Source organism: Nocardia sp. NPDC050717 (assembly GCF_040654275.1).
Classification (GTDB): Bacteria; Actinomycetota; Actinomycetes; order Mycobacteriales; family Mycobacteriaceae; genus Nocardia.
The window spans coordinates 837,626-862,465 of record NZ_JBFAHR010000001.1 but is presented as its reverse complement, the minus strand read 5'-3'; the positions used below and the strand labels follow the sequence as shown (position 1 = coordinate 862,465).

The following is a 24,840-nucleotide window of genomic DNA, read 5'->3' as shown; positions in this document are numbered from 1 at the left end:
TCCCCCGGGTCAGCGGGTCGTCCATTCGCCGCCGTTGACGGCGACGGTCTGTCCGGTGATCTGACGGGCGCCGGGTGAGGCCAGGAAGCGCACGGTGGCGGCGATGTCGGCGGGCGCTCCGGCGCGCTTGGTCATCGCCGCGTCGAGCAGGGCCGCTCGGCGTTCGGCGGTGAGCTTGTCCCGGAAGAACTCCGTGTCGGCGATATAGCCCGGCGAGACGATGTTCGCGGTGATGCCCCTGGCCCCGACCTGCCGGGCCAGGTCGACATTCCACGACGCGACGGCCGCCTTGGCGGCGCCGTACGAACCAGCCCCCTTGTCCGCGGCGATCGAGCCGATGGGACTCGTCGTGCGGGCCGGCCGTCCGGACTCACGCACCGTCGACGTCGAGCTCACGCCACTCGGGCACGCCGCCGTCGACGATCTCGTTACCGCCGTCCTCACCCGTGAGTGCGAGCTGCGCACCTCGAAGACACGTTGCGGCTTCTCCTGCGGCATCTTTCGGCAATGCTCGGCGCCGATTCCCGGCCCGGGCACGTCGGCCATCGGGAGCAGGGCTGACGGCTACTCGGCCTTGCGGGCCGGAATGCAGAGGGTGAGCGCGATGGCGACGACCGCGCCCGCGATCGCGATGTAGAAGGCGGTGTGGAAGCCCTCGCGCGAGGGCAGGGTGTGCGACCCGAGCTGCATCGTCATGTGCGCGAGGACCACGCCCATCACGGCGGCCGAGGTGGAGGTGCCCACCGAGCGCATCAGCGAGTTCAGGCCGTTCGCGGCGGCGGTCTCGGTGATCGGCACCGCGCCCATGATCAGCGCGGGCATCGCCGCGTAGGCGAGGCCGACGCCGCCCGCCACGATGATCCCGGCCACCACGATCTGCCAGACACTGTCCATGAGCACCACCGCGAAGAGGTAGCCGAGGCCGATCACGGCCGAGCCGAGCGCGAGCGTGAGCTTGGGCCCCTTCGCCGCCGACAGCCGCGCCGAGACGGGCGAGAGCAGCATCATCACCAGACCGCCCGGCGCCATCGCCAGACCGGCGACGACCATCGACAGACCGAAGCCGTAGCCGGTCTCCTTCGGCGCCATCAGCAGCTGCGGGAAGGTCAGCGACATGCCGTAGAGCGCGAAACCGACGGCGATGGAGGCCATGTTGGTGAACAGCACGCGCGGGCGCGCCGAGACCCGCAGGTCCACCAGCGGCGCCGACTGGCGCAGTTCGTAGAAGCCCCAGAGCAGGAAGCTGACGAGCGAGGCGGCGAACAACCCGAGGATCGACGGGCTGCCCCAGCCCCAGTCCGCGCCCTTGGTGATGCCGATCAGCAGCGTGAGCAGCGCGATCGAGAGCCCGAGGGCGCCACCGAAATCGAAGCGCGACGGCGTGCGCACCGGCGACTCCGGCACGAACACGAACACCAGCACCGCGCACACCACACCGAGCCCGGCCGCGGTCCAGAACAGCATGTGCCAGTCCGCGTTCTGCGCGATCACCGCGGCGAACGGCATGCCGACCGCGCCGCCGACGCCGAGCGTCGCGCTCATCACGGCCATCGCGCCGCCGACCTTCCCGGCGGGCAGCTCGTCGCGCATGATGCTGATGCCCAGCGGAATCGCGCCCACCGCGGCGCCCTGCAGCGAGCGGCCCACGATCTCGGGCAGCAGCGAGGAGAAGCTCGCGCAGATCACCGAGCCGGCGATCATGAAGCCGAGGTTGGCGACGAGCACCAGCCGCTTGCCGAACATGTCGCCGAGCTTGCCCGCGATCGGGGTGGAGACCGCGCCGGCCAGCAGCGTCGCGGTGACCACCCAGGAGGCGTTGGAGGCCGAGGTGTTCAGCAGCGTCGGCAGCGACGGGATGATCGGGATGACGAGCGTCTGCATGAGCGAGACGACGACACCGACGGTGCTGAGCACCGCGATGAGCACGGCCGGGGTGACGCCGCGCGTTTCAGGGGTGGCCGGCGTGACGTCGGCGGTGGATACAGACACGAATATGTACAGTACATACCGTGTGTATGGTGCACAATTTGGCGTCGAGGTAACGCACCCGACATAGTTGGCGCATGTCCGATTCCGGCCTCGACGACGACACCCCGTTCACCCGCCTGGTGTTCGAGCTGAACCTGATCGCGCGCCACCTCCCGACCGCCCCGCGCCGCCCCGGTTTCCAGCTCGACCGCTCGGCGTTCCTCATCCTCACGCGCCTGGAACTCGACGAGCCGCTGAGCCTGCGTGAACTGTCCGAGGCGTTCCAGCTCGACATCTCCACGATCAACCGCCAGGTGGGCGCGATGCTCAAACAGGATCTGGTGGAGCGGGTGCCGGATCCCGACGGCGGGGTCGCCCGCAAAGTCCGGGCGACCGCCCAGGGCAGGGCCGCGCTCGCCGCCGATCAGCGCCACCGCGCCGCCGGGATCGGCAGGGTCGTGGCCGACTGGGACACCGACGACGTCGCCGAATTCAGCAGACTGATGGGCAAATTCAATCGCTCGGTCGAGCGCATCGAGCGAAATCCCTGGCCGAGACCGCCCCGAAGGGACCACGAGGCGCGCTAAGCTGCGCCGCGTGGTCACTCAACGGTCTTCCCGGCCGAGCTGGCTCGCCTGGGACAACTACTTCGTCGGCGTCGGCGGCTTGGTCCTCGGCCTGTGCTTCGGTGTCTGCGCGGCGCTGATCGCGGGCCCCGGCCGCAATCTCGCGGCGATCGCCCTCGTCGTGCTCGCGGGGCTCTGCGTGCTGCCCGCGTTGCTGCGCGCGCTGGCCGAGCTCGAGGTCCTGCTGCGGCTGGTGCTGCTCGCGCTCGGCTTCACCCTGCTGCTGCCCGCGATCCTGGTGAGCGCCGATGTGCGCGACTGGGCCGCCGAGCGCTGGGAAAAGGCCTGGAAGAAGAGCTAGATCTGGTTGCGTGGCACCGCGAGCAGCATCTGGATCGCCTTCTGGATGAACTGCGAGGACTGCCAGCTCAGGTAGGCACCCGCCGCGCCAGCGGCACCGGCGGCCGAGGAACCGGAGGCGGAGCCGGACGCCGATCCCGTCGCCAGATCGGCCGACCCGGAGGCCGACCCCGAACCCGGCACGCCGGGAAGCGCGGCGGCGGGCGCCGCCGCACCCAGCAGACCGATCGTCATCGCGACCCCGATCAGGGCAACCCGCACGGCAAATGGCTTGGACGTCTCACGACCCGACAACATCAGTAACGACCCACTCTCCGAAAAGCACTGCGAATACGCAGTATTCACGCCGACAGTACCCAATGCGCCCGATTCGCACGGATTGACCGTCGCGCGGGTTTCTCGTGGTGAATTGTTCGGCGAACCGTCCCGACCCGTGTTCATTCTCCGCCGGGCCGGGGATGGTGCGACAGACCGCGGATCTCGGGGCACCGGGGAGGTGTCACTGCGGCGGTCGCGTCCGGCCGAGGTGTCGCACGCATATGACGAGTTTCGTCGGTGGCGGCATCCGAGACGACTGTTCGATTCGGCCCGAACGGTAGAGGTTCGCGGGGCCCACAGCGTGGAACGCGTTGCGGGACACGGTGGCATGCTGTCCACACACCGAAACGCCGGGCCGTGACGTGATCGTCTCGGCCCGGCGTCAGGTGCGACGGTGACACCGGGATTGGCCACCGTCACCGCGCCCGTAGTCGGGCGAGTGTCGGGTCGCGGCAGACCAGCGGCGGCGAATGTCGCAGCGGGTCGACGCGACCGGTTGTCGGCGGGTCAGCAGCGACGGGGTACCGGCAGACCAATGCCTCCGGAGCCGCAGCGGGTCAGCGACGGCGGCGGGTCTCGCGGGCGGCGTCGGACAGGTGGTCGCGCGCCGATTCGGCGAGGTGGGCGCCGCGGTCGAGGGCCGTCTCGACGAGGTGGGTGCCGCGATCGCGGACGGTGTGGCCGCGGTCGCGGGCGAGTCCGTTCTCGCGGGCGAGTTCGGCCAGCCGAGCGCTGGTCTCGCGCGTGGCGTCGCCGAGGCGCGGTCCACGGTCCTTGGCGACCGCGGCCAGATGCGAACTACGGTCCCGCACAGCGTCGCTCAGTTCCGGGCCGCGGTCGCGCGCGATGTCGGCCAGCCGCGCACCACGCTCGCGCACCGCCTCGCCCAGCTCCGGGCCGCGTTCCTTCGCGACTTCGGCCAGGCGTGAACCCCGCTCGCGCACCGCTTCCCCCAGCTCCGGGCCACGGTCCTTGGCGATCTCGGCCAGGTGGGAGCCACGCTCGCGCACCGCTTCGCCGAGCTCCGGCCCACGGTCACGCGCGATGTCGGCCAGGTGCGCGCCGCGTTCCCGCACGGCCTCGCTCAGCTGCGGGCCGCGCTCTTTGGCGACCTCCGCCACGTGCGCCCCGCGCTCCCGCACCGCTTCGCCCAGCTGCGGGCCACGCTCCTTGACGACCTCGGCCAACTGCGCCCCACGCGACTTCGCGGCCTCGAGCAGCACGGTGCCTTCGTCACGGGCCTGCTCGGCCAGGCTCGGGCTGCGGTCGACCAGCGAATGCACCGCGCGCCTGCCCCGCCAGCCCAGCGACGGCTTGCCCTCGGTGTCGGCGGCGGCGATCAGCAACCCGCCGAGCAGGCCGAGGTCCTTGAGGAAGCCGACCCGCTTGGCCGCCTTCCGGTCCGGATCGGTCTCGGCCCAGAAATCCTGTTCGGTGACGGTACCCGGCACCACGGTCGCGGCCAGCACGAACGCGGCCGGTCGCGGCGCGCGCCCGCTGAGCAGCAACAATCCCCCGGCGATCTGCGCGACGGAGTTGATCTGCACGAACCGGCTCGGATCCTCGGGCACTTTCGCGGCCAGCGCGTCCGGCAGGTGCTCGCGGCCCTGATCGGCCAGCGCGTTCGCCGCCGCGAACCGCGGTTTCGGATTCATCAACCCGTTCACCCCGCCCGCCACGAACGTGGTGGCCAGCAGTGTGCGGGCGACCCGCCGGAGAGGTTTGATCGGCATCGTCAGCTCCCTTTCGTCCACGACCTGGGAAAACGGCTCCCCTTCTCGCCTACCCTGTCCCCGCGCGCACAAACAGCCGCTACCGTCGATCCGATGTCCGACACCACTGTCCGCTCCGCCTACGGCGCGATCCACGAGCTCTACATCGACCTGTTCGGTTCGCCGAGCGATATCGACCCCGACGACACCGCCTTCGTCCTGCGCCACCTCACCGACGGCCCCGTCCTCGACCTGGGCTGCGGCCCAGGCCATTTCACCCAGGTCCTGCACGCCTCCGGCCTCGCGGCCACCGGTATCGACCTCGTCCCCGAATTCGTCGCGCACGCCCGCTCCCGGTACCCCGACATCCCGTTCCGCATCGACTCGCTCCGCGCCATCGACGCCCCGCCCGCGTCGATCGGCGGCCTGCTCGCCTGGTTCTCCCTCATCCATTTCACCCCCGCGGAATTGCCCGCGATCCTGGCCGAGTTCCACCGTGTCCTGGCCCCGAGCGGCCGCCTCGTCCTCGGCTTCTTCGACTCCGATGAGCAGGTCGAGCTGTTCCCCCACAAGGTGACAGATGCCTACCGCTGGCCGGTCGACGACCTGTCCGACCTGCTCGGCGCCGCCGGATTCACCGAGCTCGAGCGGTGCCGGCGGCCGCGGGTGGGTGAGGCGCGAACGTACGCAGTGCTCGCCGTCGAGCGGAATCGGGAGTAGGTAGGCCACCATCGAAGTGCGCGGGCCCCTCGGTCGTGGCAGGGGGTCGGCCGGTTCGGCCGGTCGTGGCAGGGGACGGCCGGCGCGGCCCCGTAGGTAGACTCAACGCTCGGCGCGTCGCAGCTCTCGCGGGTCGCAGCTTTCGCGGATCGCGCGACGCGTTCTCCGAACCACTGCCTCTGCGCAGCCAGGCAGCCAGCCGCAGACGACTCGAGCGGCAGCGAGCCCGGTGCGCTGTCGACGTGAACGACGCGCCGTGCTCGTTGCCCTGTCGTCCGTGCTCGCTGCCCTACCTCCCCCGCTCGTTGCCCTACCGTCCCTGCTCGTGTCCTGCTTCGGCGACCTGGAAGGCGCAGGCGGCGAGGGCGAGTCCGGAGCTCTCGACCCGGTCGGCGGCGTCGGCCCGGCGGACCAGGCGGGCGATGGCGTCGGCTCAGGCCGCTAGCGCGAGCCCGGTGGTCCCGACCTGGGCGGAGTCCGCCCGGTTGACCAGGCGGGCGATGGCGTCGGCGACCTGGGCGGGCTGCTCGAGGATCACCGAGTGGCCTGCGCCTTCGATCATCACGAAGTCGGCGTAGTCGACGGCGGCGGCCATGACGATCGAGTGCGACGGGGGCGTCATCAGGTCGGCCGAACCGCACAGGATCAGGGTGGGGATGCGCGAGAGTACGGGCAGCGCGTCGGTGCGGTCGAAGGTCTTGAAAGCACTCAGGAAGGTGGCCATGGTGACGATCGAGGTCGCGTTGTGCATCGCCTCCGACAGCGCCAGCACCCGCGGGCTCACCGTGCGATCACCGAACTCGGCGGCGCGCACGACCGGCGCGAACACCTTGCAGGCCAGCATCTTCGCCCGCTGCATCAGCCGCGGCGCGGTGCGGACAGCCGCCTGGAACACCGAGATGATCGGGTTGCGCAGCAGCCGCCCGAAGCCCGCGTCGGCCAGCCCGTTCGCCGCCGTCGCGACCAGGCCGACACCGATGATCCGGTTGCCCACCTCGTGCCGGTACCGGTTGACGTAGGTCAGCACCGTCATGCCACCCATCGAATGCCCGACGAGCACCACCGGCCCGGTCGGGGCGACCACCTCGAGCACCGCGTGCAGATCCCGCCCGAGCTGCTCCAGGTTGTAGGTCTCCCGCGGCGCCACCGCCGACTCCCCGTGCCCACGATGGTCGTAGCAGACCACCTTGGCGCCCGTGTGCTCGCGCAGCAGCGCGTCCCGCACATCGGTCCACGACTCGGTCCGCAGGCAGTGCCCGTGAATCAGCACCACCGTCAGCTCCGCCCGCCGCGCACCGTACTCCCGCACCGCCAGCTCCACCCCGTCCTCGGTCGCCACCGACACGCGCCGCTCCGCCGTACGGCCGATCGTGCTGATCTTCGACATCGGAGCCTCCTGTCCACGTGCGCTGACAGGATCAACTCTCCCCCGAATCGCCCGCCCCCATCAGATCCCCGAGTGCTCGAGCCCCACCCCCGCAGGGTGCACGAAACCCCACCCTGGTGTGCGGTCTGATGAAGCGGCGCCGCCCTGGACCAGGTGGACCCGGGCCGGTCACGCGAGGCAGATGAGGAAATCCCTGACATTGACGCTGGGCGGAAGAATCCAGGGCAGGCAGGGCACCGCGGAGAAACCCGCCATGGCTTCGTGCCGATGTTCCGCGGCGGGGGCAGCCGCCGGTTCGGCCGCGGCCACACCCGCCCCGCCGGTGAGGACGCAGGCGATCGCCAGTGCCGCTGCCAACACACCCGATTTCTCGCTCATGACAACCTCGCTCTCGTAGAACCGGCCGAAGTCGAACAGAGGAACGTCCGCAACTGTACGTCGCAGAACAGCCATCATGAACAATCTCGAAGCAGGAATGTCGCCTGGCCGTGGCGCTAATTCACGGAACGCGCATTCACTTCGACAAGAATTCCGTCCGGGAGTTCACAGTAGATCAGCGTTCCACGAATACCGGTGATCACATCGACGAACGCCGCTGAGGTGACGCCGATTCACCTCAGGCACAATGGATCACACGTCGGAGCCGACCGCTTCGCCGCGAACACGGACCGCGAGAACTGGAGGTCGGCATCATGAAAGCGTCCGCGCCCGCAGGGCTGTCGCGCTCCAAAGGATTCCGGATTGCCGCCGCCGCGGCGCAGATCGTTCTCGGTGTCGTCGCGGGCTATCTGCTCACCTGGGGCACCATGATCGCGGTACTCCAGCTCGAGATCGCCACCGGGTGGACACTGCCCTGGCTGATGGATACCTGGCTGGTCCCCGTCGCCGTGACGGTCGGCCTACTCGCCGTCGCCTGGGTCACCTTGCCGAAGCTCAGGATCGCCCTTGTCTCGGCCGCCGTCGCCGCGGTGACGACCTCGGGTTTCTTCCTGTGGATCTTCGTGACGTGGTGATCGGCATAGACTCGCGCCATGACGGTCAGGATGGACAACGTCGGCATCGTCGTCGAGAATCTCGCCGCGATGATCGAGTTCTTCCGTGAGCTCGGCCTCGAGCTCGAGGGCCAAGGTTTCGTGGCGGGCGAGTGGGCAGGCCGGGTCTCCGGGCTGGGCGATCAACACATCGAGGTCGCCACGCTGCGCACCCCGGACGGCCACAGCCGCCTCGAACTGTCACGCTTCATCGAACCGGATGTCATCGCCGATCACCGCCGAGCACCGGTGAACGCCCTCGGCTACCTCCGGGTGATGTTCGCGGTCGACGACCTCGACGACACCCTCACCCGCCTCCGCGCCCACGGCGCGGAACTGGTCAGCGACGAGGTGGTCCGATTCGAAGACGCCTACCGCCTCTGCTACCTCCGAGGCCCCGAAGGCATCCTCCTCGGCCTAGCCGAACAACTCAGCACACCAGCCGACGATGCCGAGTGACCTCGTCAGTCCCGCGGGCTACCAGCCCACTTACACGTTGAATCTGAACTCCACGGCGTTCCGTAGTAGAATAACGTGTGCCTTTTGACACCGTCCGTGCCGTCATCTACCTGCGCGTGAGCCTCGATCAGACCGGCGAGGGGCTCGCGGTTGAACGCCAGCGCGAGGACTGCGAGAAGATCGCTCGTGACCGCGGCTGGAACGTCGTCGAGGTCTACACCGACAACAGCGTATCCGCGTTCAGCAAGGTCAAGAAGCGCCCCGCCTACGACCGGATGGTGGAGGACTTCAAGTCCGGCCACTTCGACGCGCTGATTACTTGGGACCTCGACCGCCTTACCCGGCAGCCGCGCCAGCTCGAGGACTGGATTGATGCGGCGGAGAGCCGGGGCCTGCGGATGGTAACCGCCAACGGCGAGGCCGATCTGCAGACCGATGGCGGTCGGATGTACGCCCGGATCAAGGCGGCTGTCGCTCGCGCCGAAATGGAACGAAAAGGCGCCCGGCAAAGTCGTGCACAGCAGCAGCGCGCAGGCAAAGGCCGGCCACCACGCGGGATCCGCGCCACGGGGTACACCCTGGACGGCGAGGTGATCGAGCATGAGGCCACTGCAGTTCGCGAGGTCTACGAAGCCTTCGCGACCGGCACGTCACTGAAGGCCCTCGCGGCCGCCCTTTCAGGCGCCCAACAGGTCGTGCGCGAGGCGGGAGACCGGACTCACCTGCAGATCCTCCCGCCCTCTGTGCCAGCGCTCCCAACGCGATCCGGTCGGCCGTGGAACCCCACCTCGGTGCTCGGCATCCTCCGCAATCCGCGTTACGCCGGGTGGAGCATGTTCGAGGGCGAAATCGTCCGCGACGCCGCGGGCGCACCAGTTCGGGGCGAGTGGCCGGCAATCGTGCCCGACGGGCTGTGGCTCGCGGTCCAGCAGCGCCTCGACGATCCCGAACGCGCGTCGAACCGAAAGGGAACTGAGCGCCGCCACCTCGGCTCCGGCCTTTACCTTTGTGGCATAGAAGGCTGCGACAGGCCTGTACGCGCACACGGCACGCGGTACCGGTGCGCGGGCCACGTAATGAGGTCGCGCCAGCAGGTCGACAAGTTTGTCGAGGGATTCGTACATCGTCGGCTACGGCAATCGGACCTGTCCGACCTGCTCGTACCCGAGAACAACGAGAATGCCGCTCGCGTGGCCCAGCAACAGCAAGAGCTGCGCGATCGAATCAACCGCGCCAGGGCCGATTACAAAGCCGAACTGATCGACGGCGCTCTGTATGCCGAGATCCGCGACGAAGCAAACGCCACACTTGCCGAACTCGATACGAAACAAGCGAATCTCGCTGCGGGGCCGTCAGCAGCAGCAATCCTGCTGGCGCCGTCCCCGGTTGATGCGTTCGATGACGCCGACCTTGCCGCACAGCGCGCGATTATCGATCTGCTGTGCACCGTGCGACTACTCCCCCACCCTCGCGGACGGAAGACGTTCGATCCTCAGACTGTGATAATCACACCACGCTAGCCGTGTACAGCGCAGTCAGATTCATATGCTGGACAGCGCGTTTACCTCGTTAGATGTGCCGGTTTTTGGCGGCCAATTCGCGGCGTCTCTGACACGAAACGGAGCCAGTCAGGAAGACAGCGTGGAGGCGTGGCCGAGCACGACGGCCAAGCTGATCCCGGACCAGACCACCAGCGGCATGCTCCGCCCGTTCGGGAAACGTGTTCGACAACCTCGGATGAGGCAGTCGGTTTCTCAACGGTTTCCGAACATCCACTCCTGCGAGTCCGCCGTCGAACTCGGCCGTCAGCGGAGTGTTCAGCAAATGGTCGTTTTCCGAACGCTCTGCGGCACATGGTGGTTCCGAGCCGGTAGCCCAACCCCGCTCACCGAACCGGCGACACTAGCGCCGGATTTCCGCTCGATGCTCCCCTACCCTATTCGCCTTCATGTCCAGTGGCGGCGTCAGGTCTTGAACTCAGGTCGGCGCCCATGCTGTGTCCAGGGGTCGTCTTCTTGCCCACCCCTGACCTCGGCGTGACCGGTGCCACCGTTCGATCACACGCCATTCCCACACGGGTTTGTCTGGAGTGATCGGAGCAGGAGGGGGCAAGCGGCCGCGGTGGAGGTAGCTGCGAATGGTGGCGGGGTCTACGTTGACCCGTTCGGCGACCGCGGTGACGTCGAGGAAGATCGGCGTGTAGGTCGCGTCCTCCTCGATCCACTGCTCGACGCGCGCCATCTCTTCCTTGTCGAGGCCGGATTCGGACCTGACAAGGGACAGGTCGACGCCATGCCACAGGCCGACGCGCACGGCGACCAGAAGCAAGTTGTTGTACGGGCCTCTACCTGAGCTTCGGACACGCCACCGGGCCCTCTCGTCGAGGTCGGTGTAGCTCTTACGCGCCTCCCGTAGCAGCGCGATGGCCAGCTCACGACGTTCACCGATGATCCGGTTGTAAACCCGCTCCGCGCGCAGAGTGTCGACCAGGACGCTGTAGGTGGCAGCTGGGTCGAAAACGCCCTCGACCGCCACAATGTGGCTGCTGAAACCGCCAATCAGGGCGAAATGGTTCATCTCGCCCCCAGAATGGTGGCCAAACGAGGTAGTGGTCGTCGCGGCAACCTTCGGGGCAGTTCCGCGCCCGTGGGCGGTGAGCATCATCAGCGTGCCGCGCACGATGTCGGGAGGGTCCCCTTCGAAGGCCGCGTCGTACTCGATGTCGGCGATCACGGTGATCGTGTCATCGAAACCTGGAACCGACAGAACCTGATCGCGATCCAGGTCGATACGAGGACTAGATGCAACGGCCATACGCGAAATCTATGCCGCCCCACGGATCATGTCCATGTCACGTACCAACGTGCTGCACCCCTCGCGCCTATCTTCGGGGTTTATGAGATACGTACTGTTTCCCCTGGTCAGATCGGGTATTGAGGCGGTGTCGAGATGAAGCTCGCGAAGACCGTCATGGTCTTGTCGATCGCTGTGATCCTGTTGGTCGCCGCTGTCTTCGGTCTGGGCACGGTCATCCTTGAGATGCGGCAGGGCCACGACATCGTCACCGCGGTGCAGGCAGGTTTTACCGCTGCCGGCACCACGGTGCTCATCGGCTGCGCAGTGCTGGGAACCATCGCAGTACTGCGCTGATGGGTGTGGGCGGCGCTCCCGCCCACACCCATCGGTCCGCGATCCCGACGCCTTCCCCGACGATCTACCGGTTCGGAGCGTTGCGCGCCGGAAGCCGGGGTCAGCGGCCCGGCCGCTTCTCGGCACTGGTCGGTGCCCGCCGCACCTCGGCAAGGGCATGGCCGCGGCGAAGCGTTCGATCGGCTCGCCGGTGATCGCTTCGGCCAGCGCGCATCCGAGAACTTCGGCCGCCGGCGGGGTGACCGCGTTGCCGTACCCCGGTCGCCGCTATCGGCGTCGACGAGCAGACCACCCCGGCCGCCGCCTGGCGGGGGATCGACGACGACCTGCCGCACGTGGGCTGCTATCGGTGCGCGCTCCTCAGCGCGGCCTTGTGCTTCAGCCTCGGCGTCGGTGCCGGGTGGGAGCATCACCATCGTGAACACCGATGAAGGCACAGACCTGATCGGCAGCGATGCCGTCGTCGCGATCCTCGAAGAGATGCGAACCGAGCTGCTGCTCACAATCGCGGTGGCGCGCATGGCGCCCCGAGCTGGCACGACGGCCGTTCAGCTGATCAGAGGCATCGATTTTCCGATCCTCGGACGGACCCACCACTACAGCGTGACGAAGGGCCGCACCCCTGCGGGTTTCGACGTCTGGGACCCGGCTGGGTTGCAACCTGTTTGGAAGGGATCGCCGACGACCATCGCGGCCGATCTGCTGCTCGACGCCCTCGCCTACGGCAGCGAGCACCATGCTTGGGGTGGGCGGATGTGGTTGCCGACGTTCTACTCCCGCTGGGAGGAGGAGTACCGGCACCGACTCGCCGAGGCGCACGGGTGCAAGCCCCGCGACTTCCAGATCCCCTTCTTCGGCGACCTCCGCAAGCTGCGCAACGACGTCGCCCACCGCGGTGGCGTCGCGCGCGCCGACGGCGCGGCGACCTGCGAGATCCTGCAGTGGTTCGAAAACGGCGACCCGATCGTGTTGGACCACACCCACTTCAGGGAAATCGTCGAGAAGTTCCCCTGGCTCGAACTCGCCACGTGTCCAACACCAGCGCCGGCGGGCAAGGCGAACTTCGCAACGAGCATCGACGACGACCTGGCCTCACGAGTGGAACAGGCTGCGCTTGAGGACGGGCTCACCCGCGCCGAAGTTGCCACCGCCGCCCTGGAAGCGTGGCTCGCGCAGCGCCGAAAGTGAGAAAGCCTCGGGCGTGGACCGGGCCTATTTTCCGGCCGTGGTGAGGTCGACGATCTCCGCGCCCGCGGCGCTGTTCTGCACCGAGGCGATGCCCTTCTTCGCGCCGTCCTTGGACTCATAGGCCTGGCTCGCGGCGATGGTCTCGCCGTTGCCGGCCTTGAGCCTCCACCGGAACTTGCCGCCCTGATCGGCGAAGATCTCGAACTTGCCCGCCATCGCGCACCTACCTCACGTTGAAGAAGAACGCCTCGATCACCGCAGGATAGATCCGGCGCCGGGTCGGGCCCGCGCCGCCGCGCCGCCGCGACCTTGCCCTGCCCAGGATCTGCGCGACCGGGGCATACGGTGCCGGGTATGGGTCTGGCGGTGCCAGCACCGATGCTGGCCAAACCCGGGCGGCCCCCGCGGCCGCCCGCCGGCTGGTACGCGGAGATGAAGTTCGACGGCGTCCGCGCGATCGCCCGCAGCACCACCGAGGCCGTGAGCTTGTGGAGCCGGAACCTGCGCGACATCAGCGCCTCCTACCCCGAAGTCGTCGCCGCCCTGGTCGAGATCACCGCGGGGCGGACCATGCTGCTCGACGGCGAGCTCGTCGCCCCCGACGCCCGCGGCGCCCCGTCGTTCTCCCGGCTGCAGCGGCGCATGCACGTCCAGCGCCCCGCGCCCGCGCTGATCGAGCAGGTCCGTGTCGACTACCTTGCCTTCGACGTGCTCGCCCTCGACGCCGACATCCTGCTCGACGACCCCTACACCTCGCGGCGGACCGAGCTGAGCGACCTGCGCCTCGACGACGGTGCGCGCGTGCGGGTTCCGCCGAACTGGTCGTTGGCCGACCACGACGCCGAGCAGCTGCTGCATACTGCGGCCGACACCGGCCTGGAGGGCATCGTCTGCAAGAAGGGCGACTCGATCTACGAGCCGGGGCGGCGCTCCTCGGCCTGGACGAAGGTGGTCCTGCGGCTCACGACCGAGGCGATCATCGTCGGCGCCGTCCCCGGCACCGGCCCCAACGCGGCCACCTTCGGCGGCCTGGTCCTGGCCGGGCACACCCCCGAGGGCCGCCTGCACTGCATCGGCGGCGTCGGCACCGGTTTCACCACCGAGACCCGCCGCAGCCTGCGCGCCGCTCTCGAGGAGATCCGGCGCGACACCAGTCCGCTGGCTGACCCGGCGCCGGCGTCGGTGCGGCGGGCGGCGTGGTGGGTCGAGCCGGTGCTGGTCGCCGACATCGAGTACCGGGAGGTCAGCGGCGACGGGCTGCTGCGGCACCCGAGCTTCCGCGGGATCCGCACCGACAAGAGCCCCGACGAGGTCGGCCTACCTGCTTGATTGCCGGTCGTAGCCGCCTGTGCTGCGCCGCCTGGTTTTCCGCGGCTACGGATCGCTGGCTCCCGGTGAATCCCGGGGTATTTCGGATGAGGCCCGGTGGATCCCGATCTGGGCATGGTCCGAATTCGGACCCTCCCCTACGCTGGGGACGTATCGCTGCTTGTAATCTCTGATAGCGCGAGACCCTTGTCGATTGACAAGTCCTCGAACGCGAGGGCCTTGTCAATCGACAAGTCTCGAAAAGGAAGAACCCCGGCCGCCAAGAGCTTGGCGGCCGAGGTTCAGGGCACGGTGACGACTACTTACCAGGGTCGACGTCACACGCAGTGTTCAACGTGCACCGATTCGGCCGGACTGGTCGGGTCGGTGCACGCCTGCGGTCCCTGCAACCATGCGGTCAGCAGTACCGGCAGACAAGCCACGACGACAGCCTCGCCGAACCGCATCAGCCACTTCACAAACTGCCGGTGCGGGTGGTCCTCGTTGGGGCCCAGGGGCCCGTCCAGATCATCCTTGCGCATCTGAAAATCTTCACCTCCTCCCGTGCTCAAACTGGGTGTGTCCGTTAGCTGGGGGTGGTGCAGACTTTCGTCCGTGCTCGGTTTCGCCGAACAGTACGCATCGTATCCGGCCGATTCGACAGGCAAACGGTACCCACCCCGCCAGCGATGCCGAATGGGTCCTGCCCGAGCGGGTTTCGGCGCCCCTGGGTCGCCCGTCCTGAACCGAAGTGCCAGGTAGAGCGGCTCTGCTCGTCGTTGTCGGTGACGGGAACGGTGTTTCGCGACGCGTTGTTTCACGGAGTTTGCAGAACCCTGGCACGGGATACCGGCGAGCAGCAGGCAGTCGAACGTTCATGCGACGGACGGTACGAAATTCGGGGACCGCAACTCAAACATCTATCTGGGCCGAATCTGTCGGTGCCCCAGTCCATCCTGTTGCCGTACGAACGAGCATCCAGGGGGCGGCTATGCGCGGTGCCAGCGCGGGCGACTTCGACGATCACTACATCCACCGGGCGTGCCTGCGGCCAGGCCAAGCGCACAGCTCGCCGATCTGGAACAACTACTTCAAGCTGCTGACCGACCCGTTCGCCGACGAGGGCGTCGATCGCCGGTACTGCGACGAGGACGAGCTCCACGAACTGATCCGGGAGACCTGGTCCGACGCCGGCGTCGACAACGACGTCAGCATCGACCACGAGCTGGACCTGTCGGTGGGCACCGCGGCCGCCAAGGGCTGCCGGATCGACTTCCTAGCCACCTTCGACGACGAGCACCGCGCCGGGGTCGAGGTCAAAGGCGCCGGATGGTGGGCCGTGGACGTGGTCCAGGACCAGCTCGTCCGCTACGCCGAAACCGGCCAGCTCGACTCGCTGCTGCTGTTGACCGCCGACCCGGAGATGACCGAGATCGACTGGCCCCGCCACCTCGAGGTGCCACTGTTCATCGTGTTGATCACCGGCCGGCGAGGCCTCCTGTAGCTCAACCGGTGGGCCTCGCGCCCCGCATTCTCTCGGGGTGGACCTCCTCGGTGCCGGAAGGCGCGCTCGTGGACGGCCACGCGATCGTGCCGATCAGGACCGAGAGCGGGACCAGCACGGCCAGTGCCCATCCGGCGAGGATCACCGGTCGCGGCTTTCCGCCGCGGTCAGCCAGCTGTCGAGGTTGTCCAGGCTGCCGTGGCACACGACCCGGAACGGGCTGTAGAGCTCCCACCCGTACGGCGGTTCGTTCGCGGTCCGGATCCCCAGGGAGCGGCGTTCGGCGCGCGCGATCAGGGCGTCGAGTCGTTCCCGGGTCGCGGCGTTGAACATGGCGACGATTCTGCTCCGAGAAAGTCGCAGCCGTCTACGTCAGACGATTTCGTCTGAAATAGGCTGGGTGGATGGAATCCACGGGCGAGGTGATCCGGCGCCGACGCAAGCAGCTCAAGCTGTCCCAGGCCGCCCTCGGCGAGCTCATCGGCACCGACCAGAAGACGATCTCCCGCTACGAATCCGGCGAGGCGACCGTCGACATCACCACCGGCACCCAGCTCGCCGAAGTCCTCGGCGTCTCGGTCTACGAACTGGCCGGACGACGCGCGCGCACCCTCGAGCTGGCAGGGGAGTGGACCGCGGCCTGGCAGACCTGGGGCGAGACCGGCGAGCGCGTCGACACGCATCCACTCGACATCACCCAGGACGGGCTGTTCCTGTTCCTCGACGGCGCCCGCGCCCGCCCGGTCGAGGAAGGCTCCTACACCTGGACCGGGGAGCTACGCCTGTTCGACAACGAATCGCTGATCGGCTGGTACACCGCAACCGAAGGCGCTGTGCGGTCCAAGGGTTCGCTGTATCTGGCCCTGCACCCACAGGGACTTGCCATGGCCGGTGCGTGGGTCGGGCAGTCCGCGGCCGGCCTGGTGATCCGGGGATGGGGCGCGATCACCCGCCGCGGCGAGCTGGCCGAGCCGCTGGTGGACCTGCTGCGCGCCAGCGGTGGAAACTTGCACACATGGCCGAAGAGTCTCTAGTCACCATCACGATCACCGCCGAATCCACCGACTGGCTCGCCGAATTCACCCGGCGCCTCGTCGCCGACCGGCTGGCCGCGTGCGGCAACATCATCCCCGCCGTGCGGTCGATCTATGCCTGGGAGGACAAGATCGAAGACGATGCCGAAGCGCTCGTGCTGATCCACACCCGCGCGTCCTCGGTCGACGAGATCATCCGGCGCGCCTCGGTCGAACACCCCTACGACACACCCCAGGTGCTGGCGGTGCCCATCGTCGAGGCGCACGACGGCTACCGCGAATGGGTCCTGGCCCAAACCGACTGACGACCACCAGCGGGGAGACGCGGTCGAGCCGGGGTCAGCCCGACGAATGCCGACGCCCAGCCGGATCGGCTGCGCGCGGCCGCAGGGCGTAGGCGGGCACGAGCTGGTCGGTCAGCTGCAGGTCCGGGCGCCCGTCGGCGTAGCCGATCGAGTAGGTGACCCGGCCCAGCCACTCGCCGGCATAGGTCGGGACCCAGTGGGTGAGCAGCCCCGGACGCTCTCCGGTCATGTCCAGCCCGGCGCCGTTGACGTGCCGGGGCGTGCCGGGATCGCGGATCACGATGGCGTCCAGCCGCACCCACACCGGCTTCGGCGCCTCCACCACGGTCCGCGCGAAGTGCCCTTGCACCTGCGGGTACAACGGCCGCGGGGACGTTCCCTCGGTCCGCGCGACCCCGCTCGACTCGTCCCCAGCGCCGCTCATCGGGCTCACTCGGTCCAGGGGGTCAGGTCGATCAGCCGCATCGAGAACGGGTACGCGCCGGGGGCGTCCAGGGTCGGCTCGATCCGGGCGGAGGTGTCGTCGATCTCGAGGATCCTGAACTGGCTGACGCCGTTCGTACCGATGCGGACTAAGTCTCCTACCTGCATAATCGATACTATAGTCGAACATATGTTCGTATCGGTGTGCGAGTCGACGCGGCCCTATCTGCGGCTCGGAGTGTGGACGGAGCCCTCGCCGCGGTTCTGTCCGAACGGGCACCGGCTCGGCGCCGGGCGCGTGCTCGTCGCCGCGATGCCGTGCCGCCGTGTCGGCGGGCACCACCGCGCGCACACCTGCCTCGCGTGCGGCGCCACCGTCTACAGCCCGCCCGTCCACATCGACTGCGAGCACTGAGCACCACAACCGGAACGCGGGATGCCCAGCACGACAGCAGTATCGGCGCCGACGGGCATCTACTTCGCGGTGGTCAACGACAACTAGATCCACCAGAAGGACATGTGTGACGAACGACACATACATGCGCTGGCCGGTGCCGAAAGCGCACCGAGGATCAATGGGGATCAATGGGGATCAATGGGGATCATCGAGAATCACCGAATGGCGTTCTGACACATGCTCAGACAACACGACCACGGGGTGTTGTAGGGGCACTGCAAGTTGGGCTTACCAGTAGACTCCTACACGACGAATCCGCCCGGCCCCCGCGGCGGGTTCGCCGTCTTGTTCGCCCGCTCTCCCGGACCTGCGTTCCGCAAAGAGTGTGGCGGATGGGGAGTCTCGATCCGCTCGTATCGAGACTGCCCGTCCGCCGCAATCGCCCGGACACCAACAGGCCCTCGGGCCCTGAGCGTGAAGGGTGGGCCCCGATGGACCCCGCCACGGCGCACAAGAAAAACGGCCGCAAGGCCACCACGATCGCCGCCCGCAAGGGAATGGCCATCGTCCGCAAGGGCGTGACCATCACTCGAGCAGGCGCGCAGCCGCTCCTGGAGCACCTGCGCACGATCCGCACGGTCTACTGGGCTGCGCAAGTCGTCGGAAACGACGACGCCGCCAACCCGGTAGTTACCGTGCTGACGGCGATCGTTCGCTATTCGGGAGAGATCCTGGCCTGTCTGATCAACTGACAGGATCAAGCCCTGGATGAGGATGCCCCCGCGTTCCGTCTCTGCAAAGACGGGCCGGGGGTTTCCTGCCTGTTCGACCAGGAACGTACCTGCGTTTACTCAGAACATTCCTGCTCAACGCCCCTATGGTACGGGATTACGGGTTTATTGGGGGACCACCCGGCCGTACGCGGCGAGGCGGCGTACCACGCGCCACCTGGGTACGTACCGATCTCGATGTGCGCTGACCAGGCGCTCGCGCCGGACGTTGAGAACTTCGACATCGACGATGCGCGCCAACGGCTCACCGCGGCGGCCCATCACTTTGCGGCACAGCGCCAACCACTCGCCACCACGCAGGAAGGTCCAGCCCGCGCGGCGGATGACGGGTCACGGGCTGGGTACGCACCGAGCTCGACATGCGCTAGGCGCGCCATGCGTTCCTGGCTTTGGCAAAAGTCATTGCGCTCACTGGTGGCTGTTGCCGACGCTGCAAGGTTGCTGTCGGGCTCCCGCCCCCGCCCGGCGACGACTCGGGCCGCCTGCTTGTGGCCGCGGCAGACCTGCCAATCCTTGCCCTGCCTACCCTTTTGGGCGGCCTGCCCCCGCGGCGAGCGGAATGCCCTTCCGCGCCCTCGGGCGCGATCCCCGGGTCTGAGCGGCGGTCCGGCCTGTGTGGTGTCTGTCCCTCTCGGTGTGGCCTGAGGGCGACTCGATCACCTCGCCAACCGGAGGCAAGGGTGGCGCAGCCATCGCGTAGCGACGCCGCAGGCGCCCTTGCTGGAGAGCGGCGAGGTGATAGCCCTCAGATCGGGCCACACCGAGAGGGACAGACACCACGCCCCCGCGAAGATCAGCGCGAGCGCAGCTCGCGATACCCGCTCCCGAACGCAGCTCGCGCCAGCTCGCCGAGCAGCTGCACGAGCCCGCGCACCACGCACCCACCGGCACACGCGTTACGCCACCATCCACCACGACAGCCGCGGCTCTAGACCGCAGCCACGCGCATGACGCCACCACCGCCACCGTTGCCCAAAGCACCACGCACCCAACTTTCCGAGGTACTCCCAACGCAACCAATGTCTTTTCTTTTCTCTCTCCTCCACCTCCCAAACCCCAACCATTTTTGATTTCTGATTGCTCCCTCCCCCTCCCCAGTTCCACATCTCATCTTCTGTTCACGCAGTGGGAGATGAGATGTGGAACTGGGGAGGGGGAGGGAGTGAGCAGAAATCCCGCCCTTAAAGCCCAGCTCAGCCCCGGTTTGAGGGGTGGAGGAGAGACGCGAAAACCCCGCACCAACTTGTATGCCTGATTCGCCAGAAAGTTGCGCGTTTCTTGCACCCCGATAGCCGACAAGATCGACTCCGATCGCCGCCGAAACGACAAGGACGACCCTTCCTCGGCCGGACATTGTGCGCCCGACTCCCGGGCCCCTCAAGGGCGCTGCGCGTCGGCTACGCCGATGGCCTGCGGCCACCCTTGACCGACCCGGGCGCCGGGCTGATGAAGCCTTCGGAGGAAGGGCCGGGGAACGGTCATGGAGAACGCACACCGATGGCAGTTCCACGACTGCCGACGGACTCCGGACACGAAAAAGCCCCCAACCCAGCGGGTCAGGGGCTTCCTCGAAGGGGCCGCTGTTAGGCGGCAGGCGGAATGTAGGCGCCCAGGTCGTAGACGCGGCCGTAGCCACCACCTTCGACCGGGGCCACGTAGAGCAGCTCTTCGATCCGGCCGCCGACCGCGACACCGGCCACCCGCGCCCGGCGCAGGCCCACGCGCAGAGCGCGCTGGATATCGCGGTCCAGGGTGATCAGGCGCAGGCCTTCGTCCTGGTCGTCGACGAGCGCGGCCTGGTCGACCTCGACGACCAGCTGCGAGTCGATCACCGGGTCGCCGGCCTCCACGGCCATCGGCTTGCGGTCGACCCAGTACAGCGGGGCGCCTTTGCTGTTGCGGCGGTGACGGCGGATCACGGCGATGATCTCGCCCGACACCCCGGTGCCCGGCTCGATGTCGCGGCCGAACGGGTTGGTCGCGCCCTGCGACATGATCTCGGCGTTGATCTGGTCCAGGTCGGTCAGCGTGCTGGTCATAATGTTCTCCTTCAGATGGTGCGTGTTGGTTGAGAAGTAGGGGGTTCGACGGGGCGGACGCTCTAGCCCGCCCCGTCAGCAATTGGTCAGCGAATGAAGGTCAGCACCTCCGCTCCGGTGTCCACCGGCTCGGCGGGCGCCAGGATCTGGCCGACTCGCGCCTTCGACAGACCGACCGAGTCAGCGATCTGGCGGTACGACTCGCCCGCGGCGGCGCGGCGTCGGATCTCCGCATCGCGCTCGGCGAGCGGGTCCGCCGGCGGGGCGCTGTCCAGCGCGGGCTGGCCGGTCGTCAAGCCGCTGTCCAGCGCTGTGCGGTCCGCGTCCAGCGCTGTCCACTCGGCGTCTACCGGCGTCAAGCTGCTGTCCAGTCCAGGCGCGGAGCCGTCTACCGGCCTCGGCGCGGTCCGGGGAACCTCGATCAGGGCGGTCAGGCCGTGGGTGGCGGCCAGACCGGCCAGCGGGGCGGCGCCGGCCACCGCCGCCGCGATCACGGCGGGGATGGTGCGCTGGTCGGATTCCGCAGCGTGGAAGCCATTTCCGACCACGCTGATCAGCTCGGCAGCGAACAGCTCGGCCCAGAAGAACACCTTCGTCGCGGTCGGGACATCGATGTTGTTGGCGGCGCGGCGCTGCAGCGAAACCAGCGCGACAGCGGACTGGACGATCGCGCCGTCGATGAAAATCGGGCCGACCCACGCTAGACGCGGGTCGATCCCGGCCATGACAGCCAGATCCGACAGGGCCGCGAAGCTCCACGCGAACGCACCCAGAGCGATAACGATTGTCATCGCCAAGGCGGTGCCTTCGGCCCAGTCGATCCCGCCGGTAGACAGGCGCTTGACGCCGCGTGCAGCGGCTGTACGGGTGGTCATCGTTCGTACCCCTCTCGGGTGGACGCGGGCCACGGGCTCCACGTGTCGAAGTTGACGAGACGTTCCTGCTCGGAATGCAGGGCGTGCCCGGCCAGCTGATCCAGGGCGTTGTCCAGGTCGCTGGCAAGCTCCCGGTTACGGTCCTGCAGGTCGGCGACCAGGGCCTCCAGCTCCGCGATCCGGGCGGCCGGATCGCTCGCCGCGGCGGTCGTGGCGGTGCGGGCCGGGTGCAGCGGGATCACCGGCGCCAGTCCGTTGGCCTGTTCCGGTTCGCCGGCGAGCGCGGGCATGGTCTGCTCGACCGCGGCCGGGATCACCGCTCCGCTCCTTCGCGCTCGGACTGACGCGCCAGCGCGTCGGCCACGGCATTGCCGGACTCGGAGTAGGCCGCCAGGGCGCTGGTGCGTTCGGCGACACCGGAGAACTCCGGGACGGGGCGTGCTGGATCGTTGCGGGAGGCATCCCAGCTCGGTAGCCCGTTCTGGTCCAGGGCCCACGGATCCGACACCGGCGGCGCGGCCGGGGCCGAGTCGCTGCTGTCGGTGGTCGCGACGTAGCCGACTTCCTTGGCCCCGCGGGTGTAGATCCCGCGGGCGATGTCGCGGCCCTGCTCGAGGTGGCGGCGCTGCAACGCGGGCGTGTTCTGATCGGCCAGCTGAGCGGCAGCCGCCTCCGGGTCGCGGCGCCACAGCTCCTCGGCGTCGCCGAGGTTGACCCACTCATCGAGGAAACGGACATCGGAGTGGTTGAGCCACGGCGACGAGTACTCGTAGGCCTCGACCTGATCGGCCGGGTCGTACTCGGCCGGATCGTTGCTGTGGCAGGTCCGCGCCCGCTCGTAGTCGGCGCGCATGCGCGCCTCGGTCTCGCTCTCGGCCTCGGAGTCCAGGACGTGCTGGGCGGTAGTGTCGTTCATCGGTTCGTGCCTTTCGTTGCTGCTCATGGAGTGGGTGGGTTCGAAGCCGGGCCAGTAGCCGTGACCGGTCATCTCGCGTGCCTGCATGTGGGAGGACCACAGCGGCTGGTCCATGCCGGGCGGCCGTAATCCGCCCGGCATGGTCACCTCGTGGGCTCGGCGCATCGCTTCCGGCGCGTGCAGCCAGGCCGAATGGATCTCGTTCAGATGCGACCACTGCGGGTCGACCTGCGGGTCGGACAGCCAATACGCCTCGATCTCGTCGGCCTGTGGCAACAGCGAGGCGTCCTCGTCGAAAGCCCGCTCCCGCATGTCGATCACGCGAGCGAAGTCGGCCCGCCACAGCACCTCGACCTCGTCGGTCACCCGCTCGGCGTAGCGAGCGATGAACGGATCGTCGAGATCATCGGCGCCGGAGTTCACCGCTCCATCCCGTCTCGCTCGGACTGCCGCGCCATCGCGTCGGCCAGGGCGTTGCCGGAATCAGCGGCCACCCCGCTGGACTCGGCCGCGACACCGGAGGACTCCGGCACCGCCGCGGGCGACTCCACAGACTGGTCCAGCCGATACGCCGCCTCGGCCACCCGGCCGCGCGTCTCCGCCGAAACGCCCAGACGCTGCAGCACGCCGTCGAGGGCGCTCGCGCCGCGCGCGGTGGCCATGATGTCGGCGAGGTCCTTCTCTGCCTGATCCGGCCGCGCCGCCGTCTCGCGGGCCTGCGCGGCCTGGCGTTCGGCGCTGCCGTACCGCTTCTCCGCCGGCGTGCGCTCGGCGAGCTTGCGCACCGCCTCGTCCCGCTCGCCCCGCAGCGTCTTCGCCTCGGCCAGGGCCTGGTCGCGCTCGGCGATCATCGTGGCCAGCTGCCGCGTCAGATCCGCGTTGCGGTCGGTCAGCTCGCCGTTGTGCTCGATCGAGAGGCCGTGGCGCTGGCGCAGACTCGACAACTCCTCTTCGCGGTCGCGCGCGTACGCCTCGGCGCCATCAAGCAGCTGCTCACGCGAGGACACCCGCAGATCCGACAGCGAGTCGGTCAGCGTCTTGGGCAGCCCGTAATCGGCGTAGCGCGGGGACTCCGGCCGCGCCGGATCGGTGATCTCCACCCGCATCCGAGCCACCTCCGAAGACGCGCTCGAGGTGACGCTGTGCGCGAAGTCGACCGCGGCCTGCTCGCTCGACAGCGTGGCCACCTCGCTGGCCAGCACCCTGCCGGTACCCGGCTCGATCCGGGCCACCGCGACCTCGTGTGGCGTCCCGGCGTACTCCAGCAGCTGCTTGGGCTCACTCGACCAGCGCGCGATCGCGCTGAGCGCTTCACCGCGCGGCGCCATCACACTGAGCCGTTCCACATCGCTGGCGGCGAGCCCGCCGGCGCGGGCCGACACCTCGGCGAACACCGTCGCGTCCCTGTCCTTGGGCAGGCGCGGGTCCCCCTCCACACCCCGGCTGGTCTCATTGAGCGCTTCGGCGCGGTCCAGGTAGTGGTTGCGGACCTGGGCACCGCCGGGCACGCCGTAGGTCGCGGTGTAGCAGGTGTTTTCGGCCATGTAGTCGATCTCGTGGGCGACCTCATGTCGGGTCAGCCCCGCCGACAACGCCGCCCGCTCGGCCGCCTCGACCGCGGTATCCGCTACCTCGGGGGCCAAGGCTCGACCGGCGCGGTCCACGCCCAGATGCGCGCTACGCAGCCGCTGCACCGCGATGCGCTGGCGCTGGTCGAGCTCGTCGTAGCCGCGGGGCGGGCGCGCCTCACGGCGGGCTTCGGCCCGCTTGGCGACCTGGGCGCGGTGCTCGGCGACCAGGCGCTCGTTGTGCTCGCGCCGCTCGGCGACCCAGCCCTCCGACATGACCGCGACCTGGCGGGCGACACGGGCCTGCTGGGCGTCCATTGTCTTGAAGATCGCGCCGTAGGGCTTGTCGGGGTTGCGGTCGGCCTCGCTCAGGGCCAGGGCGACCTGGCCGCGGCGCTCCAGCGGCAGCGACTGCTCGTGCAGGGTCGACTCGATCGAGTACCGGATACCGGCCAGCCGCTCCCGGTCCAGCTCGGCGTCCTGGGCGGTGAATCCGGGCTGCTGGCTGCGCAGTCCGGCAGCGACGACCTCGGCGTGGTAGTCGTTGACGCGCTTGGTGAACCACGCCGCGGCGATCTTCTGCTCGCCGACCTGCACACGGATCGCCTCGGCCAGATCCTTGCGTTCCTGCCGCGAGAGCTTCGGCAGGCGCTTCTTGCTGCCGCGGTTGGCGCGGGACTGGATGAACGCTCGGGCGGCGGCGAGGATCTGGCCCATCGCGCGGCCGGTGTCGCGGACGATCTCGTCCTCGGCGGCCGCGCCGCCGCCGTTGTTGGTGGTGTTGGTGTCGGTGAAGGTGAACATTCGAATCTCCTTGTGTG

The 24,840-nt window shown here is 68.6% G+C and carries 31 protein-coding genes; 14 read left to right on the top strand and 17 right to left on the bottom strand.

Annotation, left to right across the window (positions count from 1 at the left end):
* Window positions 1–9 precede the first annotated feature (9 nt).
* Both AB0H56_RS04075 and AB0H56_RS04070 read right to left on the bottom strand, forming a co-directional pair.
* Entirely contained in the window at window positions 10–396 is a 387-nt protein-coding gene (locus AB0H56_RS04075) for an SDR family oxidoreductase (RefSeq protein ID WP_357156806.1), read from the bottom strand.
* 168 nt (window positions 397–564) lie between these two features.
* On the bottom strand, window positions 565–1,926 hold the full coding sequence (locus AB0H56_RS04070; protein ID WP_357157854.1) for an MFS transporter: 1,362 nt from the start codon (window positions 1,924–1,926) through the stop codon (window positions 565–567).
* Window positions 1,927–2,063: 137 nt separating this feature from the next.
* Here AB0H56_RS04070 and AB0H56_RS04065 point away from each other — a divergent pair, with 137 nt between their 5' ends.
* On the top strand, window positions 2,064–2,555 hold the full coding sequence (locus tag AB0H56_RS04065) for a MarR family transcriptional regulator (protein WP_357156804.1): 492 nt from the start codon (window positions 2,064–2,066) through the stop codon (window positions 2,553–2,555).
* A 10-nt stretch (window positions 2,556–2,565) separates the two neighbouring features.
* Window positions 2,566–2,895: a hypothetical protein gene (locus AB0H56_RS04060; RefSeq protein ID WP_357156802.1), complete on the top strand. Its 330-nt coding sequence runs from the start codon at window positions 2,566–2,568 to the stop codon at window positions 2,893–2,895.
* Here the strand turns inward: AB0H56_RS04060 and AB0H56_RS04055 are convergent.
* Complete coding sequence (locus AB0H56_RS04055) at window positions 2,892–3,128, bottom strand: hypothetical protein (protein WP_357156800.1); 237 nt, start codon at window positions 3,126–3,128, stop codon at window positions 2,892–2,894. The genes AB0H56_RS04060 and AB0H56_RS04055 overlap by 4 nt on opposite strands.
* A 641-nt stretch (window positions 3,129–3,769) precedes the next feature.
* Entirely contained in the window at window positions 3,770–4,945 is a 1,176-nt protein-coding gene (locus AB0H56_RS04050; RefSeq protein ID WP_357156798.1) for a DoxX family membrane protein, read from the bottom strand.
* 93 nt (window positions 4,946–5,038) lie between these two features.
* Between AB0H56_RS04050 and AB0H56_RS04045 the strand changes: the two genes are divergently transcribed.
* Window positions 5,039–5,644: a class I SAM-dependent methyltransferase gene (locus AB0H56_RS04045; RefSeq protein ID WP_357156796.1), complete on the top strand. Its 606-nt coding sequence runs from the start codon at window positions 5,039–5,041 to the stop codon at window positions 5,642–5,644.
* A gap of 433 nt (window positions 5,645–6,077) precedes the next feature.
* Here AB0H56_RS04045 and AB0H56_RS04040 read toward each other — a convergent pair whose 3' ends face one another.
* Window positions 6,078–7,031 carry an alpha/beta hydrolase gene (locus tag AB0H56_RS04040; RefSeq protein ID WP_357156794.1) on the bottom strand — a complete coding sequence of 318 codons (954 nt, stop codon included), beginning with the start codon at window positions 7,029–7,031 and terminating at the stop codon, window positions 6,078–6,080.
* 168 nt (window positions 7,032–7,199) lie between these two features.
* Complete coding sequence (locus tag AB0H56_RS04035; protein WP_357156793.1) at window positions 7,200–7,487, bottom strand: hypothetical protein; 288 nt, start codon at window positions 7,485–7,487, stop codon at window positions 7,200–7,202.
* A gap of 236 nt (window positions 7,488–7,723) precedes the next feature.
* Here AB0H56_RS04035 and AB0H56_RS04030 point away from each other — a divergent pair, with 236 nt between their 5' ends.
* The 3 genes from AB0H56_RS04030 to AB0H56_RS04020 all read left to right on the top strand — a co-directional run bounded on the left by AB0H56_RS04030 (window position 7,724) and on the right by AB0H56_RS04020 (window position 10,041).
* Entirely contained in the window at window positions 7,724–8,044 is a 321-nt protein-coding gene (locus AB0H56_RS04030) for a hypothetical protein (protein WP_357156791.1), read from the top strand.
* Between the two features lie 18 nt (window positions 8,045–8,062).
* Window positions 8,063–8,521: a VOC family protein gene (locus AB0H56_RS04025; protein ID WP_357156789.1), complete on the top strand. Its 459-nt coding sequence runs from the start codon at window positions 8,063–8,065 to the stop codon at window positions 8,519–8,521.
* 77 nt (window positions 8,522–8,598) lie between these two features.
* Complete coding sequence (locus AB0H56_RS04020) at window positions 8,599–10,041, top strand: recombinase family protein (RefSeq protein WP_357156787.1); 1,443 nt, start codon at window positions 8,599–8,601, stop codon at window positions 10,039–10,041.
* A gap of 457 nt (window positions 10,042–10,498) precedes the next feature.
* Here the strand turns inward: AB0H56_RS04020 and AB0H56_RS04015 are convergent, their stop codons facing one another.
* Complete coding sequence (locus AB0H56_RS04015; RefSeq protein ID WP_357156785.1) at window positions 10,499–11,335, bottom strand: hypothetical protein; 837 nt, start codon at window positions 11,333–11,335, stop codon at window positions 10,499–10,501.
* A gap of 135 nt (window positions 11,336–11,470) precedes the next feature.
* Between AB0H56_RS04015 and AB0H56_RS04010 the strand changes: the two genes are divergently transcribed.
* Together AB0H56_RS04010 and AB0H56_RS04005 are read left to right on the top strand one after the other, a co-directional pair.
* Window positions 11,471–11,671: a hypothetical protein gene (locus AB0H56_RS04010; RefSeq protein WP_357156783.1), complete on the top strand. Its 201-nt coding sequence runs from the start codon at window positions 11,471–11,473 to the stop codon at window positions 11,669–11,671.
* Between the two features lie 417 nt (window positions 11,672–12,088).
* Window positions 12,089–12,859: a hypothetical protein gene (locus AB0H56_RS04005; protein ID WP_357156781.1), complete on the top strand. Its 771-nt coding sequence runs from the start codon at window positions 12,089–12,091 to the stop codon at window positions 12,857–12,859.
* A gap of 24 nt (window positions 12,860–12,883) precedes the next feature.
* Here AB0H56_RS04005 and AB0H56_RS04000 read toward each other — a convergent pair whose 3' ends face one another.
* Complete coding sequence (locus AB0H56_RS04000; RefSeq protein WP_357156779.1) at window positions 12,884–13,075, bottom strand: DUF1508 domain-containing protein; 192 nt, start codon at window positions 13,073–13,075, stop codon at window positions 12,884–12,886.
* Window positions 13,076–13,213: 138 nt separating this feature from the next.
* Between AB0H56_RS04000 and ligD the strand changes: the two genes are divergently transcribed.
* Window positions 13,214–14,188, top strand: a complete 975-nt coding sequence (ligD, locus tag AB0H56_RS03995; RefSeq protein ID WP_357156777.1) for a non-homologous end-joining DNA ligase — start codon at window positions 13,214–13,216, stop codon at window positions 14,186–14,188.
* A gap of 317 nt (window positions 14,189–14,505) precedes the next feature.
* Here ligD and AB0H56_RS03990 read toward each other — a convergent pair whose 3' ends face one another.
* Window positions 14,506–14,709, bottom strand: a complete 204-nt coding sequence (locus AB0H56_RS03990; protein ID WP_357156775.1) for a hypothetical protein — start codon at window positions 14,707–14,709, stop codon at window positions 14,506–14,508.
* 449 nt (window positions 14,710–15,158) lie between these two features.
* Between AB0H56_RS03990 and AB0H56_RS03985 the strand changes: the two genes are divergently transcribed.
* Entirely contained in the window at window positions 15,159–15,671 is a 513-nt protein-coding gene (locus AB0H56_RS03985; protein ID WP_357156773.1) for a hypothetical protein, read from the top strand.
* Window positions 15,672–15,812: 141 nt separating this feature from the next.
* On the opposite strand, the gene AB0H56_RS03980 is transcribed toward AB0H56_RS03985, so the two are convergent.
* The gene (locus AB0H56_RS03980) at window positions 15,813–16,004 is read right to left on the bottom strand and encodes a hypothetical protein (protein WP_357156771.1); all 192 of its coding nucleotides are present in this window, start codon (window positions 16,002–16,004) and stop codon (window positions 15,813–15,815) included.
* Between the two features lie 71 nt (window positions 16,005–16,075).
* Between AB0H56_RS03980 and AB0H56_RS03975 the strand changes: the two genes are divergently transcribed.
* Both AB0H56_RS03975 and cutA read left to right on the top strand, forming a co-directional pair.
* Window positions 16,076–16,705, top strand: a complete 630-nt coding sequence (locus AB0H56_RS03975; protein ID WP_357156769.1) for a helix-turn-helix transcriptional regulator — start codon at window positions 16,076–16,078, stop codon at window positions 16,703–16,705.
* Window positions 16,687–17,010: a divalent-cation tolerance protein CutA gene (gene cutA, locus AB0H56_RS03970; RefSeq protein WP_357156767.1), complete on the top strand. Its 324-nt coding sequence runs from the start codon at window positions 16,687–16,689 to the stop codon at window positions 17,008–17,010. The genes AB0H56_RS03975 and cutA overlap by 19 nt, the downstream gene beginning before the upstream one ends.
* 34 nt (window positions 17,011–17,044) lie before the next feature.
* On the opposite strand, the gene AB0H56_RS03965 is transcribed toward cutA, so the two are convergent.
* Together AB0H56_RS03965 and AB0H56_RS03960 are read right to left on the bottom strand one after the other, a co-directional pair.
* Complete coding sequence (locus tag AB0H56_RS03965) at window positions 17,045–17,434, bottom strand: hypothetical protein (protein WP_357156765.1); 390 nt, start codon at window positions 17,432–17,434, stop codon at window positions 17,045–17,047.
* Between the two features lie 5 nt (window positions 17,435–17,439).
* Window positions 17,440–17,601 (bottom strand): hypothetical protein, encoded by a 162-nt coding sequence (locus tag AB0H56_RS03960; protein WP_357156763.1) that lies wholly within the window; start codon window positions 17,599–17,601, stop codon window positions 17,440–17,442.
* Between the two features lie 22 nt (window positions 17,602–17,623).
* Between AB0H56_RS03960 and AB0H56_RS03955 the strand changes: the two genes are divergently transcribed.
* Together AB0H56_RS03955 and AB0H56_RS03950 are read left to right on the top strand one after the other, a co-directional pair.
* On the top strand, window positions 17,624–17,848 hold the full coding sequence (locus AB0H56_RS03955; RefSeq protein ID WP_357156761.1) for a hypothetical protein: 225 nt from the start codon (window positions 17,624–17,626) through the stop codon (window positions 17,846–17,848).
* 473 nt (window positions 17,849–18,321) lie between these two features.
* The gene (locus AB0H56_RS03950; RefSeq protein WP_357156759.1) at window positions 18,322–18,582 is read left to right on the top strand and encodes a hypothetical protein; all 261 of its coding nucleotides are present in this window, start codon (window positions 18,322–18,324) and stop codon (window positions 18,580–18,582) included.
* 1,622 nt (window positions 18,583–20,204) lie between these two features.
* Here the strand turns inward: AB0H56_RS03950 and AB0H56_RS03945 are convergent.
* The 5 genes from AB0H56_RS03945 to AB0H56_RS03925 form a co-directional block, all read right to left on the bottom strand.
* On the bottom strand, window positions 20,205–20,660 hold the full coding sequence (locus AB0H56_RS03945; RefSeq protein ID WP_357156757.1) for a hypothetical protein: 456 nt from the start codon (window positions 20,658–20,660) through the stop codon (window positions 20,205–20,207).
* An 86-nt stretch (window positions 20,661–20,746) separates the two neighbouring features.
* The gene (locus AB0H56_RS03940; RefSeq protein ID WP_357156755.1) at window positions 20,747–21,535 is read right to left on the bottom strand and encodes a DUF2637 domain-containing protein; all 789 of its coding nucleotides are present in this window, start codon (window positions 21,533–21,535) and stop codon (window positions 20,747–20,749) included.
* Window positions 21,532–21,852 carry a hypothetical protein gene (locus AB0H56_RS03935; protein ID WP_357156754.1) on the bottom strand — a complete coding sequence of 107 codons (321 nt, stop codon included), beginning with the start codon at window positions 21,850–21,852 and terminating at the stop codon, window positions 21,532–21,534. The genes AB0H56_RS03940 and AB0H56_RS03935 overlap by 4 nt, the downstream gene beginning before the upstream one ends.
* Window positions 21,849–22,874, bottom strand: a complete 1,026-nt coding sequence (locus tag AB0H56_RS03930; RefSeq protein WP_357156752.1) for a hypothetical protein — start codon at window positions 22,872–22,874, stop codon at window positions 21,849–21,851. The genes AB0H56_RS03935 and AB0H56_RS03930 overlap by 4 nt, the downstream gene beginning before the upstream one ends.
* Window positions 22,871–24,823 carry a hypothetical protein gene (locus AB0H56_RS03925; RefSeq protein ID WP_357156750.1) on the bottom strand — a complete coding sequence of 651 codons (1,953 nt, stop codon included), beginning with the start codon at window positions 24,821–24,823 and terminating at the stop codon, window positions 22,871–22,873. Before AB0H56_RS03925 ends, AB0H56_RS03930 begins: the two co-directional genes overlap by 4 nt.
* Window positions 24,824–24,840: the final 17 nt, after the last annotated feature.